16 protein-coding genes are annotated in these 19,285 nt (G+C 49.7%); 13 read left to right on the top strand and 3 right to left on the bottom strand.

Going from position 1 to position 19,285, the window contains the following annotated elements:
* Positions 1-15 precede the first annotated feature (15 nt).
* The 7 genes from E8L90_RS29495 to E8L90_RS29525 all read left to right on the top strand — a co-directional run bounded on the left by E8L90_RS29495 (position 16) and on the right by E8L90_RS29525 (position 7,476).
* Entirely contained in the window at positions 16-1,011 is a 996-nt protein-coding gene (locus E8L90_RS29495; protein ID WP_137033127.1) for a beta-ketoacyl-ACP synthase III, read from the top strand.
* A complete protein-coding gene (locus E8L90_RS29500) occupies positions 1,001-2,176 on the top strand; it encodes an ATP-grasp domain-containing protein (RefSeq protein WP_137033129.1) in 1,176 nt (391 codons plus the stop codon). Before E8L90_RS29495 ends, E8L90_RS29500 begins: the two co-directional genes overlap by 11 nt.
* 15 nt (positions 2,177-2,191) lie before the next feature.
* Complete coding sequence (locus tag E8L90_RS29505; RefSeq protein WP_137033131.1) at positions 2,192-3,193, top strand: NAD-dependent epimerase/dehydratase family protein; 1,002 nt, start codon at positions 2,192-2,194, stop codon at positions 3,191-3,193.
* Positions 3,183-4,034: an MBL fold metallo-hydrolase gene (locus tag E8L90_RS29510; RefSeq protein ID WP_137033133.1), complete on the top strand. Its 852-nt coding sequence runs from the start codon at positions 3,183-3,185 to the stop codon at positions 4,032-4,034. Before E8L90_RS29505 ends, E8L90_RS29510 begins: the two co-directional genes overlap by 11 nt.
* Complete coding sequence (locus E8L90_RS29515; RefSeq protein ID WP_137033135.1) at positions 4,022-5,356, top strand: F390 synthetase-related protein; 1,335 nt, start codon at positions 4,022-4,024, stop codon at positions 5,354-5,356. Before E8L90_RS29510 ends, E8L90_RS29515 begins: the two co-directional genes overlap by 13 nt.
* Positions 5,349-6,494 carry a GNAT family N-acetyltransferase gene (locus tag E8L90_RS29520; protein ID WP_137033663.1) on the top strand — a complete coding sequence of 382 codons (1,146 nt, stop codon included), beginning with the start codon at positions 5,349-5,351 and terminating at the stop codon, positions 6,492-6,494. Before E8L90_RS29515 ends, E8L90_RS29520 begins: the two co-directional genes overlap by 8 nt.
* A 94-nt stretch (positions 6,495-6,588) precedes the next feature.
* On the top strand, positions 6,589-7,476 hold the full coding sequence (locus E8L90_RS29525; protein WP_137033137.1) for a DMT family transporter: 888 nt from the start codon (positions 6,589-6,591) through the stop codon (positions 7,474-7,476).
* On the opposite strand, the gene E8L90_RS29530 is transcribed toward E8L90_RS29525, so the two are convergent.
* Positions 7,477-8,184: an ArsR/SmtB family transcription factor gene (locus E8L90_RS29530; protein ID WP_137033139.1), complete on the bottom strand. Its 708-nt coding sequence runs from the start codon at positions 8,182-8,184 to the stop codon at positions 7,477-7,479. It lies immediately after the preceding gene.
* 135 nt (positions 8,185-8,319) lie between these two features.
* On the opposite strand from E8L90_RS29530, the gene E8L90_RS29535 reads away from it, so the two are divergent.
* Positions 8,320-8,919, top strand: a complete 600-nt coding sequence (locus E8L90_RS29535) for a DJ-1/PfpI family protein (protein WP_137033141.1) — start codon at positions 8,320-8,322, stop codon at positions 8,917-8,919.
* Positions 8,920-8,991: 72 nt separating this feature from the next.
* Here E8L90_RS29535 and E8L90_RS29540 read toward each other — a convergent pair whose 3' ends face one another.
* A complete protein-coding gene (locus E8L90_RS29540) occupies positions 8,992-9,981 on the bottom strand; it encodes a M23 family metallopeptidase (RefSeq protein WP_137033143.1) in 990 nt (329 codons plus the stop codon).
* A gap of 199 nt (positions 9,982-10,180) precedes the next feature.
* Here E8L90_RS29540 and E8L90_RS29545 point away from each other — a divergent pair, with 199 nt between their 5' ends.
* Positions 10,181-10,906, top strand: coding sequence for a response regulator transcription factor (locus E8L90_RS29545; RefSeq protein WP_137033144.1), 726 nt, complete (start codon positions 10,181-10,183; stop codon positions 10,904-10,906).
* A complete protein-coding gene (locus E8L90_RS29550) occupies positions 10,896-12,671 on the top strand; it encodes a sensor histidine kinase (RefSeq protein ID WP_137033146.1) in 1,776 nt (591 codons plus the stop codon). Before E8L90_RS29545 ends, E8L90_RS29550 begins: the two co-directional genes overlap by 11 nt.
* 74 nt (positions 12,672-12,745) lie before the next feature.
* On the opposite strand, the gene E8L90_RS29555 is transcribed toward E8L90_RS29550, so the two are convergent.
* Positions 12,746-14,503, bottom strand: a complete 1,758-nt coding sequence (locus tag E8L90_RS29555) for a methyl-accepting chemotaxis protein (RefSeq protein WP_137033148.1) — start codon at positions 14,501-14,503, stop codon at positions 12,746-12,748.
* A gap of 240 nt (positions 14,504-14,743) precedes the next feature.
* Between E8L90_RS29555 and lplA the strand changes: the two genes are divergently transcribed.
* The 3 genes from lplA (at position 14,744) to E8L90_RS29570 (ending at position 19,236) form a co-directional block, all read left to right on the top strand.
* The gene (gene lplA, locus E8L90_RS29560; RefSeq protein WP_137033150.1) at positions 14,744-15,733 is read left to right on the top strand and encodes a lipoate--protein ligase; all 990 of its coding nucleotides are present in this window, start codon (positions 14,744-14,746) and stop codon (positions 15,731-15,733) included.
* Positions 15,734-15,844: 111 nt separating this feature from the next.
* Complete coding sequence (locus tag E8L90_RS29565) at positions 15,845-18,313, top strand: toxin Cry1Ac domain D-VI-related protein (protein ID WP_137033151.1); 2,469 nt, start codon at positions 15,845-15,847, stop codon at positions 18,311-18,313.
* A 32-nt stretch (positions 18,314-18,345) separates the two neighbouring features.
* On the top strand, positions 18,346-19,236 hold the full coding sequence (locus E8L90_RS29570; RefSeq protein WP_137033153.1) for a GNAT family N-acetyltransferase: 891 nt from the start codon (positions 18,346-18,348) through the stop codon (positions 19,234-19,236).
* Positions 19,237-19,285 lie beyond the last annotated feature (49 nt).

Consider the following 19,285-nt stretch of genomic DNA (forward strand, 5'->3'; position numbering starts at 1 on the left):
AGGGAGACACAGATCATGGAGAGAAAAATCAAAATCCTCGGAACAGGGAAATACTTGCCCACTCGGCGAGTAACAGCGGCAGAACTAGAAGAAAAGCTGGGACTTGCGGCTGGATGGGTAGAGAAAAAGTCCGGGGTAAGCGTCAGGCATTTTGTGATGAACGAAACAGCAGCACAGATGGGAGCCATCGCTGCTAGGCGTGCTTTGGAAGCGGCGGGGCTTTCCCTTCACGATATCGATTGTATCGTATGTGCAAGCGGGACGGCACAGCAGGAAATCCCATGCACGGCTGCTTTGATTCAAGAAGAGCTTCAACTCAGCAAATCAGGTATTCCCTGCTTTGATATAAATGCGACATGCCTAAGCTTCGTCACTGCGCTGGATGTGATGTCGTGCCAGATGGCGGTTGGTATTTACGAGCGAGTCTTGATTATTTCATCGGAGATATCCTCCGTAGGTTTGAATTGGGAGCAAAAAGAGAGCTGCGTGCTGTTCGGAGATGGGGCTGCGGCTGTTGTCATCGGCAGGACGCCAGAAACAGAAAGCTCCCGCATCTTGGGTTCAAGCATGAAAACATACAGTGAAGGCGCGCACTATTCCGAAATAAGGGGCGGCGGTACACTGATCCACCCGAGCCAATTTGCGCAAGGAAGAGAAGCAGACTTTGCATTTGATATGGACGGACGGAAAATTTTTCGCCTGACCTCGCAGTTGATTACCGGATTTGTGGATCGCTTGCTGTCCACAACCTCCGTAACCAAGGAGCAAATTCGTACAGTCATTCCTCATCAGGCCAGTGGGATGGCGATGCGGATCATGGCAGACAAGCTCGGATTTAGCGACCAGCAAATGGTGAACATTCTGGCAGAGCACGGCAATGTCATCGCAGCTTCGATCCCGATGGCTCTGCATGAAGCGATTGGGCAAAATCGGGTACAGCGAGGAGATCACCTGTTGCTGCTGGGCACATCTGCCGGCTTGTCTCTCGGAGGAATTGTGCTTGAATACTAAACAATCAGTCTTGCTAACAGGAGGACGAGCTCCAGCTACGTTAGAGCTGGCGCGCTTGCTGGGTTCTGCGGGACATCGGGTCATAGTAGCGGAGAGTGCGCGGCGACATGTATGCCAGCACTCTCGTTATGTAGAGCGCTCCTACCAAGTGCCTCCTCCCCGACAGCAGCCGGATGCTTATATCGAAAAGCTGTGCGAAATCATGCAGCGTGAGCACATCGATCTGTTGATCCCGACTTGCGAGGAGATATTCTATGTCTCGCGTGGGCGGGATCGCTTGCTTGACTTTGGTGAAGTGCTTGTGGAAGGAATCGAGGTACTGCGTTCGTTGCATGATAAATGGCTTTTTGCCGAAATGGCGCGCGAGGTGGGAGCACTGGTCCCACAGACAGTACGCGTACAATCTCCTGCTCAATTGCGGGAGGCCATGCTGCAAGCAAGAGGACCTGTTGTGCTGAAGCCCGTCTATTCTCGCTTCGCCGCTCATGTACAAATCGTGGTAGACCCGTCCTCTGCGGCAGTGCAGTCCACGCTGCCCGAACCGACAGTCGGGCAACCATGGCTCGTCCAACAGTTTATAAAAGGGAAGCAGGTGTGCAGCTACGCGGTTGCTCAGGCTGGACAGCTCACCTTGTACGCCGATTACGAAACAACACATACAGCAGGGCAGGGTGCCTCGATTCACTTCGCCTATTCAGACCATCCACAGGTAAGAGATTTTGTTAGTCGCTTCGTGCAACGGCATACGTTTCGTGGACAAATCGCATTTGATTTTATAGAGAATGAGCAGGGAGAGCTATACGTGATCGAGTGTAATCCACGCCTGACAAGCGGTGTTCATTTGTTTACAGGACAGCAAGAGGCGGCTACTGCCTATTTTTCTGATCGGGGAAAAACCGTTGTTCCTGCTGGAAAACAAGCGAGTATGCTAGGGATGGCGATGCTGACATACGGTCTTGCCGGAATGACGAATGGCAAGAAGGCAAAGCGTTGGGTGAGCGACCTGCTTTCTGCAAGGGATGTACTGTTTAGGCGGGATGATCCACGGCCTTTTTTTGATCAGTTCTCCATGCTGGCAGACTTGGTTTGGCAGAGCTTTCGAACGGGAAAGAGCATGATCACTTGCAGTACGAGCGATATCGAATGGAACGGAGAAGAGGCGTAAGGACGTGAGGAAGAAATGAACAAGCGAGTTCTAGTAACAGGGGCGACCGGGTTTCTCGGGCAGAAGCTGGCTACACGACTGCATGAAATGGGCTATGAGGTAACAGCGCAAGGACGAGACGAGCGGATCGGTCGACAATTGCAGGATCGAGGCATTCGATTCCTTCGGGCAGACGTAAGAGACAGAGAAGCCATGGTGAAGGCTTGCCGGAATCAGGACATCGTGCATCACGCGGCTGCCTTTTCCTCTCCGTGGGGAACGTATCGTGACATGTACGAGACGAATGTGACAGGAACCATTCATGTCATCGAGGGCTGCAAGCAACACAGCATAGAGCGTCTAGTCCATGTATCGACGCCGAGTATTTATTTTGCTTTTAACGACAAACTGGGAATCCGCGAAGATGAGCCGATGCCCGTACTATTTGCCAATACATACGCACAGACCAAGTATCAGGCGGAGCTGGAAGTCGACAAGGCGTTTCTTGCAGGGCTACCTACGATCGCGATTCGTCCTCGGGCCTTGTTTGGCCCAGGGGACAATGCCATCCTTCCCAGATTGATCCGCGCCAATGAAAAGAAATTCGTTCCGCTGATTAACGGAGGCAAGGCGATCATTGATTTGACCTATGTGGAAAATGTCGTGGACGCGCTGATCTTGTGCATGGACTCCCCAGCGCACACATTGGGACAGGCTTACAACATTACAAATGGGGAGCCAGTGACGATGATCGAGGTGTTGTCAGATGTGTTTCGACGCTTGGGGGTTCCGCTGAAAACGCGTGAGCTACCATATTGGAAGGCGTACGCCGCAGCTTGGGTGCTAGAGACACTCTCCAAGACCGTTTTGGGCTATCGCGAGCCGGTTTTGACGCGTTACTCAGTCGGTGTGCTCGCCAAATCACAAACCTTGGATATCTCAAAGGCGAAGCGCGATCTGGGCTATGAACCGAGGGTGAGCATTGCCCAAGGTATCGAGACGTTTACAGAATGGTGGAGGACGCAGGATGGACGTTAAACTGACGCTGATGGACACGGGTTACTGCCAGCAGCTCGAGATGTTTTCACGAAAAGGCGGGCGGCTGAAAAAAATCCCGTTTCACGCCATCGCAGGGCTTATAGAGCATCCCGTCCACGGCTTGCTGCTCTTTGATACGGGCTATTCGCAGCGCTTTTTTGAAGCCACGAGCAATCTTCCTTACTCGCTGTACGGCAAAATAACGCCCGTATTCTCGGAGGCACATGAGAGTATTTCTGAACAGCTCGCAGCACGCGGAATCAAAACGACAGACATAGCGGGAATTCTCATTTCTCATTTTCATGCCGATCATATCGGCGGTTTACGTGATTTTCCACATGCGCGACTATACTGCTTCGAGCGTGCATACAACCACGTAAAGGGCAAGACGGGGTGGGAGGCGCTACGGGAGGCGTACTTGCCTGATTTGATGCCGGATGATTTCGAAGAACGGGTGACTTTCATTGATCGAGAAAGGCTTGTGGCATTGCCCGAAGCTTACGCGCCATACACCGAAGGCTATGATTTATTTGCGGATCAGAGTCTGTACATCGTCGATTTGAATGGACATGCAATCGGGCAGTTTGGTGTGCTCCTGCGCGATCGGGATCATGGAGATGTATTTTTGTGCGCCGATGCCGCTTGGTCGAGTGAAGCCTATCGCAGCAACCTGCTGCCTCATCCACTGGCTAGGTTGATCATGGCGGATCGACAGGCGTATCGTGAGCATTTGCACAAGCTGCATGTGCTATTTCGCCAACGTCCCGACATGAAAATCATGCCGACACACTGCGGGGAAGTCTGGCAGGCCAGCAGAGGAGCGTTCACATGGAGATCATGACGCTCTTGAAGCAGTATGTAAAAACGAAGTGGCTTGCCCGTCGTTTTTCCTCGCGTGAGCAGCTGGTGAAATGGCAAGAAGCGCAGGTCAGAGCGATGTTGACTCGCATTTTGCCAGCCTCTCCTTTTTATCGAAAAAGACTGGGAACGCCAGAACAATGGAGACAGATGGAGCCGATTGATAAAAAGCGCATGATGGACCATTTTGACGAGCTGAATACGTGCGGGATCAAGAAGGAAGAAGCATTTGCGATTGCAAGGAAAGCAGAAACAACACGCGATTTCACTCCTCAATTAAACGGCGTGACCGTAGGCTTATCTTCAGGGACATCTGGCAATCGCGGGCTGTTTCTCGTGGGACCGCAGGAGCAGGCGAGATGGGCAGGGGTGATTTTGGCGAAAGCACTGCCTGGTCAGCTATGGTCGACGCAGCGGATTGCTTTTTTCTTGCGAGCGAATAGCAACCTGTATACGGCGGTCGACCGGCGTCGCATTCAATTCTCGTTCTTCGATCTGCAAATCCCGCTCGATCAGCACCTTGATCACCTGAATCAGTATCAGCCGACGGTGTTGGTTGCGCCCGCCTCGATGTTGAGAATGCTCGCGACTGCCCAGCATCGGGGGAAATTGCGGATATCTCCGATCAAGGTGATCTCGGTGGCGGAAGTGTTGGACCCGTTGGATCAAACGTACATCGCAGAAGTGTTCGGGCAGCTCGTGCATCAAATTTATCAATGCACAGAAGGACTGCTTGCGGTGAGCTGCTCACACGGGACCTTGCATATCAATGAAGATCTCGTGGTAGTGGAAAAGGAGTATCTTGATGAGCAAAAGGAGCGATTTTTTCCGATCATTACAGACTTTTCCCGTACGACACAGCCGATTATTCGTTATCGTTTGAACGACATTTTGACGGAAAAACGTACACCATGTCCGTGCGGCTCGGTGTTTATGGCGCTAGAATCGATTGAGGGCAGGGCAGATGATTTGTTTGTTTTTCGTCATGAAAATGAAGCTCGATGGGTATCGGTCTTTCCTGATTTCATCCGTCGTGCTGTCATTACCTCGTCTGATGAGATAGAAGAGTATACAGTACGGCAGCTAAGCTACGAGCAAGTCGAGGTAGCACTGCTCATGAAGGATGGGGAAGGACCGTCGATGCGAGAGCAGGAGCGAGTACGCCAAAGTCTTGAGCAAGTCATTGCCGATCAGCAAGGACAATTACCTGCGATTGAGTTTGCGCCGTACGAATTGAATCTCGGTACGAAAAAATTGCGGCGGGTAGAGAGGATGTTTGTTCAAGGTGAGCAGGCCATTGATTGAATGGTATGAAGGGAGCTCGGCGGGGCAAATCCCTTGGGAACAGGTGCAGGATGCCGACTACGTCAAAAGCTATTTGTTGCCCATGATGACGGAACAACCATCCCGCTATGTGCAAAATGTACAGACGCGGATGCATGCACTCCGTGTAGGCGATCGGATCATGCCCGTAACGGTGAACGAAGCCGAGTACGATAATTCGTATGTCAGTTCGGTGTTTACCCATTATGTGACGTATGCGAAGGAAGAGCTAGGTATGCTCGATTCAGGGGTATTGAGGCGGGTATTGTCGACTGTACTCACAGGGCTTGGACGCTGGATGAAAAAAAGCCAATGTAACCAAATGGTCATCGTCAACAACTGGCTGTTATCGACGAATCTGTATTATGATGTGCGTGCAGAGGAAGTGAAGGACATCACAGAAAACTTCATCCAAAAGTTCCCGGGTCATATCATCGCGTTTCGATCTGTTTGTCGCAGGCTATATCCGGATTTCCACAAGGGACTCGTAGAGAAGGGCTATCTCATGGTCCCTAGTCGCTACGTCTATCTTTTTCACCCCGATTGGCCAGCGCAGGGCAAGTGGCGGGTCCGCAACACGCTCAGTCGCGATCGGAAAATGCTTGCCAAATCCGGCTATCGCATCCTGCGTCATGAGGAGCTGGGAGAACAGCATGTCGAGCAAATCGTTGCCCTATACAACGCGCTGTATCTGGATAAATACTCCCGGCATAATCCGCAATTTTCGGTGGAGTTCGTACGGCTGGCGATGCAAAAGAGGACATTGACCCTCATCGGCTTGGAAAAAGACGGACAGCTGGACGGCATTCTTGGCTATTTTGAGCGAAATGGTGTGATGACGACACCGCTATTCGGTTATGATACGGCGCTCCCCAAAGAGACCGGGCTGTATCGGATGCTGTCGTGCCTCTTGGTACAAGAAGCAGAGAGCAAGGGCATCCTGCTCCATCAAAGTGCGGGTGTAGGTGCATTCAAAGCGGACAGGGGAGCCGAGGGGGAACCGGAATATACAGCGGTGTATGTCAAGCATTTGCCGTTTTATCGTCAAACAGTCTGGAAGGTGCTCGCTGTTTTGCTGAATCAAATCGGGATCAAGATGGTGGAGAAGTACCGACTGTAAACATTGGCACACTTCGACCCTCATCGAACTAACCGTCAGGTACACTACATGTAAGAAGAAACAAGTAGCTTGCCTGAAACGGGGGAACAACGCCATGAATCGAATTTTGTTCGGGATACTTGTCGTCGTGACGACATCATTGATGGGTTCGTCTTTTGCGGTAGGAAAGATTGGATTGGCCTATTTTTCACCATTGCTGCTGGTAGGACTGCGTTTTACGCTGGCAGGACTGATCATGGGAGCGTGGGTATGGAAAAAGCCGCTCCCGAAGTCGGCGGGTGACTGGGGGAAGCTGTGTTTGATCGGATTTTTGCAGACAGCCGCCGTCATGGGGTGTATCTTTTTGAGTCTGCGTACAATTACAGCGGGTGAATCCTCGATCCTGACGTTTATGAACCCACTGCTCGTGGTCATATGGGGAACGGTCTTTCTAGGCATATCCTATCGGCTGCCACAATGGATGGGGGTTCTGATTGGACTGGTTGGGGTATTCATCACGCTTGGCTTCCATCTGCAATGGGAAACGGGAACGCTGTTTGGCATCGGGTCCGCCCTTGCGTGGTCAATGGCCACGATCCTCGTCAAAAAGTGGGGAGTCCGCTTCCATGTGTGGGTGATGACTGCCTATCAAATGTTGTTCGGAGGAATTCTTCTCCTCGTGATGGGGTTCACGCTGGAAACGCCGAAGCTGATTGTGACACCGACCGCTGTGTTTGTCGTCCTATGGCTCGCGATCATGGCTTCCATTGTGCAGTTTGCGACGTGGTTTTACTTGCTGAATCACGGAGATCCGGGCAGGACGAGTGCTTTTTTGTTCCTCGCTCCGTTCTTTGGTGTTTTGTCGGGGTGGGTGTTGCTCGGTGAGGTCGTGCAATGGCATGTGTATGTGGGAGGGTTGTTGATTTTCGCAGGGATTTTTCTCGTAAATTGGACGTTTGCCCCACGGAGGCAAGTACGTGAGAAAGCACAGCTGGCAGAGTAGCTAGCTGTGCTTTTTGCATTCATCCACATGCAGTCCGAACTCGGTCATAAATCCTGAGCTACCCAAAGGTGTGACACGGACTGCTCTCCCTCCTGGCACTCGCTCGATCCAGCCAAGCTCAAAAAATCGGTTGGTGAGTGAGGCTCCGAGGCTGCCTGCCAAGTGGTGGCGACGCTCACTCCAATCCAAACACGGACGGGCAAAGCGACGTCTGCTCTTTGGCTTGACCACAAGGTCTACGCCGAGTGATTGTAGCTTGGTTTTCCCCGCTTCACTGAGCACGTAGTCTTGATCAGACGCCTCGATCAACTGCACCTCCAGCATTTTCTGCGTCAGGGCAACGCCTACTTCACCAGCGAGATGGTCGTAGCAGGTACGCGCATAGCGGATGGCTCGTAATTGGTCAGACTCGCGCAAGGAACGAACCGGCTTAGGTGCAGCGATCGTCATTAACGATTCCAGAGCATGGGCGACATCAGGGCTGGCTAGGCGATAGTAGCGATGTCGACCGTGTGACTCGCTGACCAAAAGACCGCCTTCCACCAGCTTTGCCAAATGCGTGCTTGCCGTTTGGGGGGTGACTTTTGCGTTTCGGGCGAGTTCACTGGCAGGGAGTGCTTTGCCGTTCATCAGGCTGACGAGGATGGAGACGCGAGATGGTTCTCCTATGAGGGACGCGACCTCTATAATATTGGGGCTCGTACTCATCAGACAGTGGACCTCCTCCATCATTTTTCTCTTCTTATCCATGACTCTAGCAGATTCTTACAGCGAAAAAAACAAGAGATATTCCACAAATAGTTGTTGTAAAATATATCCAAACGACGAATAGGGGAGATCCACATGGAGACCAAGCAATGGCAAGTAGGAATTTTTTTATTTGACGATGTGGAGGTGTTGGATTTTGCAGGTCCGTTTGAAGTATTCTCGGTGACATCTATGGAAAACGGCAGCCATATACCTTTTCGTGTACAAACGGTATCGGAAAAAGGGGACATGATTCAAGCGCTGAATGGTCTGAAGGTTCAACCTGATTACAGCTTTGCCAATATGCCTGTTTTTGATATTCTCATCATTCCTGGTGGGGTAGGTGCGAGGGAACGAGAAATGCATAATGAGCAGGTGATCAATTGGATTCGAGAGCAAATGCAGCAGGTGGAGCTGATGGCCTCTGTATGTACAGGAGCTTTTTTACTTGCAAAAGCAGGCTTATTATCGGGCAAAAAAGCAACGACCCATTGGGCAGGTCTCGAACGAATGGAAAAGGAATTTCCAGAAGTCGACGTGCAAAGAGGAGTAAAATTCATCGATGAAGGAAATATCGTGACATCTGCAGGAATCTCAGCGGGTATCAATATGTCCTTTCACATCATCAAACGATTAGTAGGCGCGGAAGTAGCAGAACAGACTGCGAAGGTAATGGAGTATGATATTGTCCTCTAAATGAAAGCGGCAGTCCATCTCTTTGCATACAAGACAAAAGGATGGACTGCTGCTGTTCAACAGCTATACCATTTATTTCGCGGTAATGCTGTCACTTTGACGCGGATTCACTCTGTTTTCCCACTGCACGCGAATGGATTTGCTATTGAACAAATCCTTGCCGTCAGAAACCTGATAATGCAGATGAGCCTCGCTGGAATTGCCAGAGTTGCCGCATAGCCCAAGCAAATCCCCTTTCTCCACACGATCCCCAACCTTTACCTTAGCGGAGCCTTCCTTCAGATGGGCGAAGTAGCTGAATTCTCCGTTGCCATGATCGAGGATGACGACGTTGCCAGCGGGCTGCTGTGCGTTCATCGCTCCGACAGGGACGTTATCCTTGATATCATTAACGACATGCACGACGGTCCCTGCCTGTGGTGCGAGTATTTCTTGTCCGAATGCGAAGTAGCTCTCGTTTTTCGCAGGGTCCCCCTTGTAGGAAAATCCGTCTTTGACCTGAATCAGATCGTATGCATAGCGTTGGCTCTCCACCGCGTAGTGATAGTTTGAAAGAACATTCTGACCTCCCCAGAGCACATACCACTCACCTGTAAACGGGGCGCTGTACGCTAGCTTTGTCAAAGCATTGTCGGTGTCAGGGAAGCTTTGCAATGGCTTTAATAAAACGCCTGTAATGATCCCTTTTTCATCCGTCGTAAGGACGAGTCCCCGTTTGGCGTCCTGATCCACCCAGGTATCGTAATAGCTGCCGCTTACGTACGTGTGGGAATGGTGATTCCACGACTTCAATCCCTTGCTAAAAGTAGTATACGCTTCTACCAATTGTGCTTTTGAAACCTGTTGTTTGAATGACGGGCTTGTTTGCTCATACACATCCTCTATTTTTCCGTTAAGGAGAGCTTGCACAAAAGATTCCGCCTTTACAGTCATCGTCTTTCCACCTTCTTTTTTCTTTGTGGGTGATTCAGTAGTAGAGGGTATTGCGGTTGCTTCTGATGGTGCAGCACATCCTGTCAACAGAATTGCTCCTACACCGAGTGAAATCCAAACTTTTTTCATGTCGTCACTCCTATCTTGTTCTAAGCGCTAGCTCCATTATAGAAAGCCACTCTTATCGGACATGAAACGCAGGCTTACAGGATGCTTAAATCTGACGTATGCAAAATTATGATTCCGTTAAGGTTGTTGCGGACGCGCACTGACACTACGCATGATAAAATGGAGGATAACGCAAAAGTGCAAAAGGAGCGAAGTGATCGTGAAAGATGCAGCTATCCTTCTCGTGGACGATGAGCAAGCCATTCTCCAATTGCTTGAGACCGTATTGCACAAAGAAGGCTTCCACTCGATCGACAAGGTGAAAACATCCGAGGAGGCGCTCTGTGCATGCGAACGAAAAAGCTATGACCTGATCGTCCTGGACGTAACGCTTCCGAACATGAGCGGCATAGAGGCTTGTCCATTCATCCGCCGTCTGACGGACGCGCCGATTCTGTTCTTGAGTGCGAGAGATACCGATTTTGACAAGCTGACCGGATTTGCCGTTGGCGGGGATGATTACGTGACGAAGCCGTTTAACCCGATGGAAATCGTCGCACGCATCAAGGCATTGCTTCGCCGTACGCGCAAACCGAACGCGGTTGTACCGACAGCACCCGTTCAAGGGGTCTATGATTTTGGACGTTTTCAAGTCTATGAAGCAGCAGGGGAGCTCTATGTGGAGGGGAAAGTCATTCCTTGTCCGTCCCTTGTTTTTCAACTGTTGCTATTTTTGTGCAAAAATCCGAATCGGATATTTTCGAAAAGCGAGCTGTACGAACGGGTATGGGGCGTGAATAGCTTACGTGACGACAACACCATCATGGTACATATCCACCGGATTCGGGAGCGCATCGAGCCCGATCCAGCACAACCGGAGTTTTTGATGAACGTCAGGGGACTCGGGTACAAAATGGTGAAAAAGGGCCTTCCTTATGAATATTAAGAGCAGAATCGCGCTCCATCTGATCATGTGGCTGGTGCTGGTTGGTCTCATTCTCTTTGTGCTAGCCGGGTTTACGTTATATTGGACACTTGAAGAAATTTCAAAAGTGCAGTCCTCACGTCAATTTGAGAGTGTTGGCTTGCAGAGGTTGATCCAGACCATAGAAGTAGAGGGAGAGGATGTTCACTTTGACCCGGAGCTGCTGGAGAAGGTGCGAGATAGCGGAGGGTGGCTTCAGCGGATTGATGAAAAGGGGTATGTCACCGACGCTTTCTTTACCCCGCCAGAGGTACCCAGCTACTACGGTCCTGGTCAATTAACCGCTTATTGGCTCCGTAAAAGCCCATTCCCCTATCAGCTATCGTTATGGATACAGGAAAAAGACGGCGTGGTACACACCTTGTTGTATGGGATGACGAACCGCGATGACGATTTCTTGCAACAGGTGATCGAGGAGGCTGAGCAGAAAAATAACGAGATCATGCTTCCTCCAAGCATCCAAAATCAACTGAAGAGGAAAGCGGGCTGGGTGCAGCTCCTGGACTCGAAGGGAGCAGAGCTGGCTTCCTTCAATAAGCCTGCAAAAGCAATCAAGGATTTCTCGGTGGAAGAGCTGGCCCTGCGCTCGATATACCCGGATCGCTACGGAGCAACAATCGTATCGCATTATGATCAAAAAAGCGGCCAAACCTGGGTACTCAGTTATCCGTTGCCAGGAACGACTCCCGGGGAAGAACCGTTATTGAAACCGGAAAGTAAGGCTCTTTTCATCGGGATGGGCATGTTGCTCTTGTCGGCAATGCTCGTCTTCGGGATTGTGTCCTACTTTTTCGGACAGCGATTTGGCGCACCGATTGTTCACGTATTACGGTGGCTGACCTTTTTGCGTGGAGGAAAGTACGAGGAGCCTGCCAATGCGGATGGTGTTCCGCTCAGTCAAGACAAGCGAGGGAAGAGAAAGCGCAAATACCGTATCTACCAAGATGTGATTGATTCGATGGACTCCTTGTCGCAAACGCTTAACCGCAACGAAAAGCTGCGCCATGAAACGGAGCAATTGAGAAATGAGTGGATCGCAGGCGTTTCCCATGACCTGAAAACGCCGCTGTCCTCTGTCAAAGGGTACGCGCATCTGTTAGGAAATGCCGAGTATACGTGGACGACAGAAGAGGTACATACTTTCGCGAAAATTATTTTGGACAAGTCAGCGTATATGGAAGACTTGATCAACGATTTGGCGCTGACGTATCGATTGAGGAACGGACAAGGTGCTCCTACGGTTGAGCTCGTTGACTTGAATGTGTGCACAGCTGAAGCCATTACGGAAGCAGCAAAACATCCGTTGTACCCAGAAGGCTGCATCCAGTTTACCCCCTCTGCCGAACCTGTTTACATGCTCGTCTACAAACCGTGGTTTCAGCGTATCGTGGATAATTTGGTAGCCAATGCCTTGATTCACAACGAGAGCGGTACGATTGTGTCCATCAGCGTACAGGCAGTCGAGTCATCAACAGCTGTACTCATTTTTAGCGATAATGGTAGTGGGATGGATGAAGAAACAGCAGACCGACTATTTGAGAGGTATTATCGGGGCACAGACACAGAGTCACGCACGGAAGGCTCAGGCCTTGGGATGGTCATTACCAAAGCATTAGTGGAAGCGTTTGGTGGTTCAATCGAGGTGAAAACAGCTGTCGGGCAGGGGACGACGATTTCGATTGCGTGGGAAGCGGAGCAACCGCCTCGGTCTTACATAGGCTGTTAGGGAGAGGAAAAGGCTGCGTTTGCGAGGTCAGGGGTGACCAGCAAAGGCAGCCTTTTTCGTTTCAGGAATGATAATTACACTTTAAATTGTTGAATCGATTCATGCAGCTCATCTGCCATTTTTGACAAGGAAGCAGCAGAGGACGAAATTTCCTCCATAGAGGCTAATTGCTGTTCAGCGGCAGCCGAAATGTTTTGTGTTCCGAAAGCCGTTGTCTCCGCAGTGGTGGCAATCGTTTCAATGGAATGGACAGCTTGCTCTGCTCCGGTTGTCATGTGATGAGTGGCAGTGGTAACTTGCTGAATCTGACGTGCTACTTCTGTCGTTCCAGACAAGATTTCCTGGAAGGCCTTGCTGGCTTCATGTACGACTTCGATTCCAGCCGAAACCTCAGATGTCGTCGTCTGCATTACGTATACGGCTTTGTTCGTATCGACCTGAATCGCGCTAATAAGGTCTTTAATTTGCTGGGTAGATTTTGCTGATTGCTCAGCCAAGATACGTACTTCATTGGCGACGACAGCAAATCCACGTCCATGCTCTCCAGCACGGGCCGCTTCGATCGCAGCATTTAGCGCCAACAGGTTCGTTTGTTCGGCAATCGAGGTGATGACCTCTACAATATTGCTGATTTCTGAAGAGCGGTGACCAAGCATTTTGATTGATTCTGCCAGCTCTTGGACAGTTGTGTTGATAGAATTCATTTGAGCGATGGCACCGACAATTGCTTCATTGCCGTTTGAGACCAGCATGTTCGTTGTATCGACTGTCAGGGAGACTTGTTCGGAGCTGGACGCAATTTGTTGCAGACTCGAGGACATGTCGTTGATCGTCTTGACTGTTCCATCGATCGTTTTGGACTGATCCTCTGCCCCGACGGCGATCTCTTGCATCGTGACGGCAATTTGTTCGGTTGCCTTACTCGTCTGTTCTGCACTCGCCGTCAACTCCTCAGAGGTAGAAGCGACATGCAGAGAGCTGGTGCGGACACGAGAGATAAGCTCGCGCAAATTCTCTGTCATATGGGTCACGTCATGTACCAATTGTCCGATTTCATCACGGTTTTTTACGACGATGTCTTTCCCGGACAGATCGCCACCAGCAATTTCTTTCACGCGCTCAGCAACCAAGGAGATGGGCTTGGAAATGAACCCAGAGGCATACCACGAGACGAAGAATCCGATGATCAAGGAGATTCCCAGCACGATCAGCAAATCAGACAGTACACTTTCGGCAGGGGCATTGAAGTCTTCCATGTAGCTGCTTGCGCTTACGATCCATCCCCACTGAGGGTCTAGCTTGGAGTAGGCGATTTTCGGATAGAGAACATCGGGCTCCGTTGGCTTCGACCATTGATAGTATGTAAAGCCGCCACCTTCCTGACCGCGCTTAATCATTTCTTGGGTAAAAAAGGTACCATCAGGATCTTTTGCATCCCACTGATTTTTCCCCTCAATCGCAGGAGAAGCGATCATGACACCTTTCTCATCCAAAACGAGCATGTATCCGCTGGCACCGGAATCGATATTTTTGTTAATCGAGCGGGTTCCATCCGATTGCTTAGGCCCGAGGATGTGAATTTTGACTTGCTCCTGTGCATCTTCTTTGCTGATTTTGCCCGCCTCGACCTGTTTCTGGAGAACATCAATCATTTCAATCGTCAGGTTCACGTTGTTTTTTAAGATGCGGCTGCCCAAGTCGTCCAAGCTGTTGCTCGCAGAATAATAGCCCTGAAATCCGATGACGAGACAAGGCATCGCCAATAGCAGGAGACATAGCAGGACGAGTTTCGTACGAAGAGAGCTGGAACGGGAGAACTTGGCTGTTTTCATAAAGAACACCTCGTTGGTCCATAGTATTAGATCTAGAAAAGAAAACACCAAGATGATTACACCTAGACATACGTCCATTATCGACATTACGAAAACGTTTTTATAGAGCATTTTCAAAAAAAACACAAAAATATTAGATAAGTAAACGGTGCTGCATTTATGAACAGATTCGAAAGCAGTACAGACCAGCAGGAAATGGTATGATAGAAAGATAGAACGCTTACGGATGGAGGCTATCGAATGAAATTCATCGATAATCAAGGGATAACAGATCCGCGGATCAATTTGGCGATTGAGGAATACGCCCTGAAGCATTTGCCCAACAGTGACGACTACTTGCTGTTTTATATTAATGAACCTTCTATTATTATCGGGAAAAACCAAAATACAATTGAAGAGATTAATGCGACTTATGTAGAGGAAAATCATATTCACGTCGTTCGCAGACTGTCTGGAGGCGGCGCCGTTTATCACGATCTGGGCAATCTCAACTTCAGCTTTATTACGAATGATGACGGCGAGTCCTTCCACAATTTCCGCAAATTCACGGCTCCAGTGGTACAAGCCTTGAAAACATTAGGGGTAGAAGCAGAGCTGACAGGACGAAATGACATCCAGGTCGGGGAACGGAAAATTTCTGGCAACGCGCAGTATTCGACCAAAGGACGCATGTTCAGCCACGGCACGCTGCTTTTTGATTCGGAAATGGAAAACGTCGTGTCTGCGCTCAAGGTAAACGCAGAGAAGATCCAGTCCAAAGGGATCAAATCTATTCGCAGTCGTGTCGCCAACATCTCGGAGTTTTTGGAGATGAAGATGACCATTGAAGAGTTCCGTCTGGCGATTCTCCGTTCGATTTTTGGAGAAGGCGAGATCGAAGAATACAAGCTGACTGACCAGGATTGGGAGAATATTCACGAGCTTTCCCGTTCCCGTTACCAGACTTGGGAGTGGAACTACGGCAAGTCACCGAAAAGCAATTACCGTCAATCCAAACGTTTCGATATCGGCACCGTGGAAATCCAGCTAGCTATTGAAAAAGGCAAAGTGAAAGACGCGAAGATATACGGAGATTTCTTCGGTGTACGTGATGTAGCGGAGCTTGAAGCAGTGCTGCGAGATACGCCGTACGATCGCTCATCAATCAGTGAGCGACTCGCAGACATCAATCTTCAGGCGTTTTTCGGGAATCTGGATCAAGCATCTTTTGTCGATTTGTTACTCGTCTAAAAAAAGAACGTCAAAAACCTAACTTTTGTTAGGTTTTTTTCATTTCCTCCTCTGATAGCATTAGTTTGCATGATTTTGTCCTACAAAAGAAAAAAGAGGGGGTATTTACATATGGGCAAACAGCAGCCAAAAGCCAAAACAATCCTAACAGCCGTTGTTTCCACGGGTTTTTTGCTTTCTTTTGTCGGCAATGCCTATGCAGCCGTTTCGTATCCGATTAAAGAAATCCAGACAATCGGGACAGCCAGCGCGTCAGTAGCAGAAGACCAAACGGATGAGGAAGTACGAGAGGTATCAGAGGAAGTAGTAGAAGAAGATAATCAGTCATGGGAGTCCTTGCTAGAGTCAGAGGGGCACACAGCGACGAATGGCTTTATTGCCTATCGATTGGAGAATGCTCCAGACAAGGCACCTGCTGCTAAGAATTTCCGTTTGACGGCCGCCATAGATGATCGAAATCCTACACGGATCAAAATCCAAAACTTTATTTGGCTAGAGAAAGAGCAGCTTGTATTGCTCAGCTTTTCACCGATTCGTGCTACGAAAAAAGAACAGACGGTTTCCTTGCGCTTGCAGTATGACGGTGAAGAAGAGGAATTTGAACCATACGTGATCGCGGAAAAAGGGACAAAAGCAGAGCGGATCGAGCTGGTAGCGATCGCAGAGGATGCCCAGCTATCTACCAAAGATCGTACGGATAAATCGTTGCCGCTGGTCGCCGTTGCATTCGATGAAAATAACCGTATCGTTACGGGACGGGAGTTGCTCTGGAGCTCTAGCAATAAACGAATTGCGTTCGTCAACATCGAGGGCAAGGTAACAGCCAAGAACGAAGGACTCGTTGAAATTACAGCAAAAATGGATGATGCAGAAGCCGTCTTTGAGATAGCCGTAGATGGAGCTGAGCTGCCTGATTTGCCAGCGCTTTCTGTCAGCGAGACAGTGATAGAAGAAGCAGGGGCAAATGATGGTAGCATCACAGCCAAACAAACACTCAAGCTATCAAATGGCAAGTTCATTGGTGAACTATCAGCTGATGATATCGAAGTACATAATCTGCCTGAGGGCTTGGCTATTGAGGTCAACCAAGAGAGCGACGACGAGCTCATCATCTTATTTACGGGACAGGTCAAAAAGCATAGTGTCGCGGACACGGTAAAAGAGGTCAGCTTCACGATCGACAAGCGAAACATCAAGCGAGCACAGAAAGATGTCACAAGTGACAGTTTTTCCATCCGTTTCAGAGACCCCGTCATCGTGATTCCGTCTCCAATCGATCCTCCACCGATCCCGGCTCTGCTAAAGGCGAAGAGAGCTGTCGAAGAGCTGTTTACGGATGGGAAGAAAGAGGAGCTGCGGGAAGGAACGACCCAGAAACAGATCGATGATGCCAAGAAGCTGGTCGAAGGTCTGGAAAATAGCGTGCAGGAAAAGCCTGGTCTGCTTGCCGATATCGAGAAGGCACAGGACCAGTATGACGACTTGCTGCTCGTTGAAGCCAAAAAAGCCGTGCGTGACCTGTTCACCGATTCAAATGGGGCAGCACTAAAACCGGAAGTGACACAAAGCACGATTCATGCAGCCAAGGAAAAGGTAAATAAGCTAAACGATGGTTCGGAGACAAAGGTATTGCTGTTGGCAGACATCCAAAAAGCACAGGAGCTATTGGAACTAGGGAATACTCCCCCGGAGGAAGTGAAGCGAGCAGTTGAGGGACTTTTTACAACGAATGATATGATCGAACTAAGGCCCAAGGTCACGCAGGAAATGATAGATGCAGCCTATTCCAAGGTCAAGCTTCTGCGTGAAGGTCCAGAAAAAACACACTGGATGTCCTATGTAGATAAAGCACAAATGTTGTTCAACAATCCACGCGTAGATCGTTGGCCGGATGCAAAGATCGAGCTGCCAATTGCTCCGACCCAGAACCGTCAAGTTACGATTGGCGACAAATGGGAGCCGGCAATGGACAAAAGGGCACTGAGCGAATATCTTGAGGTATCTGTAAAAAACCAGCCTCTCTCGTACAACTATGATAAGCAGTTGGATCGTTTTGTCATCAATGAAAAGGAGTACATCACCGTCGAGGTTGACGAGTCTTTACTGGAAATGACCCATGGAGAATATGGAGTGACGTTTAAGGCCAAACCAGCGGTTACAGAAGATGACAACTCTTATGCAGTGTTCAAGCTGTATCGCGGCCAAGATTTGCTGGATACAGAGGAGATCGGTGTCGGGTTTGATGCTACAAACCCACAATTGTCCCCAGACGTTACCGAAGAGGGAACAACCTATACATTGTCGGCGTCAGAGCCACTTCGTAATGACCCAAATCCCAATTTGCGGTTGTTATTCTCACCTTCCGGGAATTTTGACGACAAGAGAGAAGTGACGGGGTATGCCAGATTCCAGGTATCAGGAAACACCATTCGCGTAACGTTTCAGGATACGTTCTACAACTTGTTCGGGTCTCTCATCACAGAACAGAGCAAGGTTTCCTTTGAGCCAGGCTTCATAAGGGATAAGGCTGGGAACCTCATACAAGGTACAGCAACAGCACCTGTAACACCCAAGCAATGAGTAAGCCAAAGTCCATCGAGGAGGTACGAACATTGCAACTAGAGGAACTGACTGCTAGCACTGCACGGGCGTATAAATCGTTGGTGCACCCCAAGCACCTGGAGTGGCTGGACCAGATCAACGGCGCATCTGTTTGGGGATTCGGGGCTTCTAACAACAATCAGCCTGCGGGCATCGTTTTGGGGAGATCTGCTGTAAGCGAAGGACAGGCCAAGATCATCGAGCTTGTGGTAGCAGAGGGGCATCAACGGCGGGGAATGGGGATGAAGCTGTTGTGGCACGCTGAGCAAAAAATGAGAGAGCAAGGCATCAGCGACGGACAGTTTGCTGGTTTCATCAAAGCACAAGATTTTCCATGGCTCTCCAAAATCGCGATCAGGGAAGGCTGGCAGTTGCCAAAGGTAAAAACCTATATGTACACACTCGGCTCGATGCGGCTGGGGGAGTGCCAGTGGGTAGAGAGGCTGTCTCTCCCAGAAGGTTTTACCCTCTTTCCATGGAAAGACCTGACCCCAGCAGAGCGTCTGGAAATTGAGCAAGGTGAAGGGAAATGGTACACGTCGCTTTTGTCGCCATTTTTTGAAGAAGGAAAATTCGATCCCGATTACAGTACAGGCTTGCGCTATCAGGGGAAAGTCATTGGCTGGGTGATCGTACAGCGAATGGCCGGGAATCTGCTTTTATACAAAACGATGTTTGTCCAGGAAAAGTATCAGAAGCAGGCTAGAGGAATTACGCTGTTGATGAAAACCATTGCACAGGCTCAGCCAGCGTTTCCTTTTGGCATTTGCTTTATCGAGCATGACAACGAGCCCATGCTGCGGTTTATGGAAAGAAGATTGGGTCCGACGATTTTGCACCGGAAGCTCTGGATTGAAACGACGAAGGTACTAGTTGGACAATATTCGGATTACTTCTGTTAAGAGCTGATGTTAGCAGCGATCGTGGACATAACAAAAGGATAGAGATTCA

The organism is Brevibacillus antibioticus, assembly GCF_005217615.1.
Taxonomy (GTDB): Bacteria; Bacillota; Bacilli; order Brevibacillales; family Brevibacillaceae; genus Brevibacillus; species Brevibacillus antibioticus.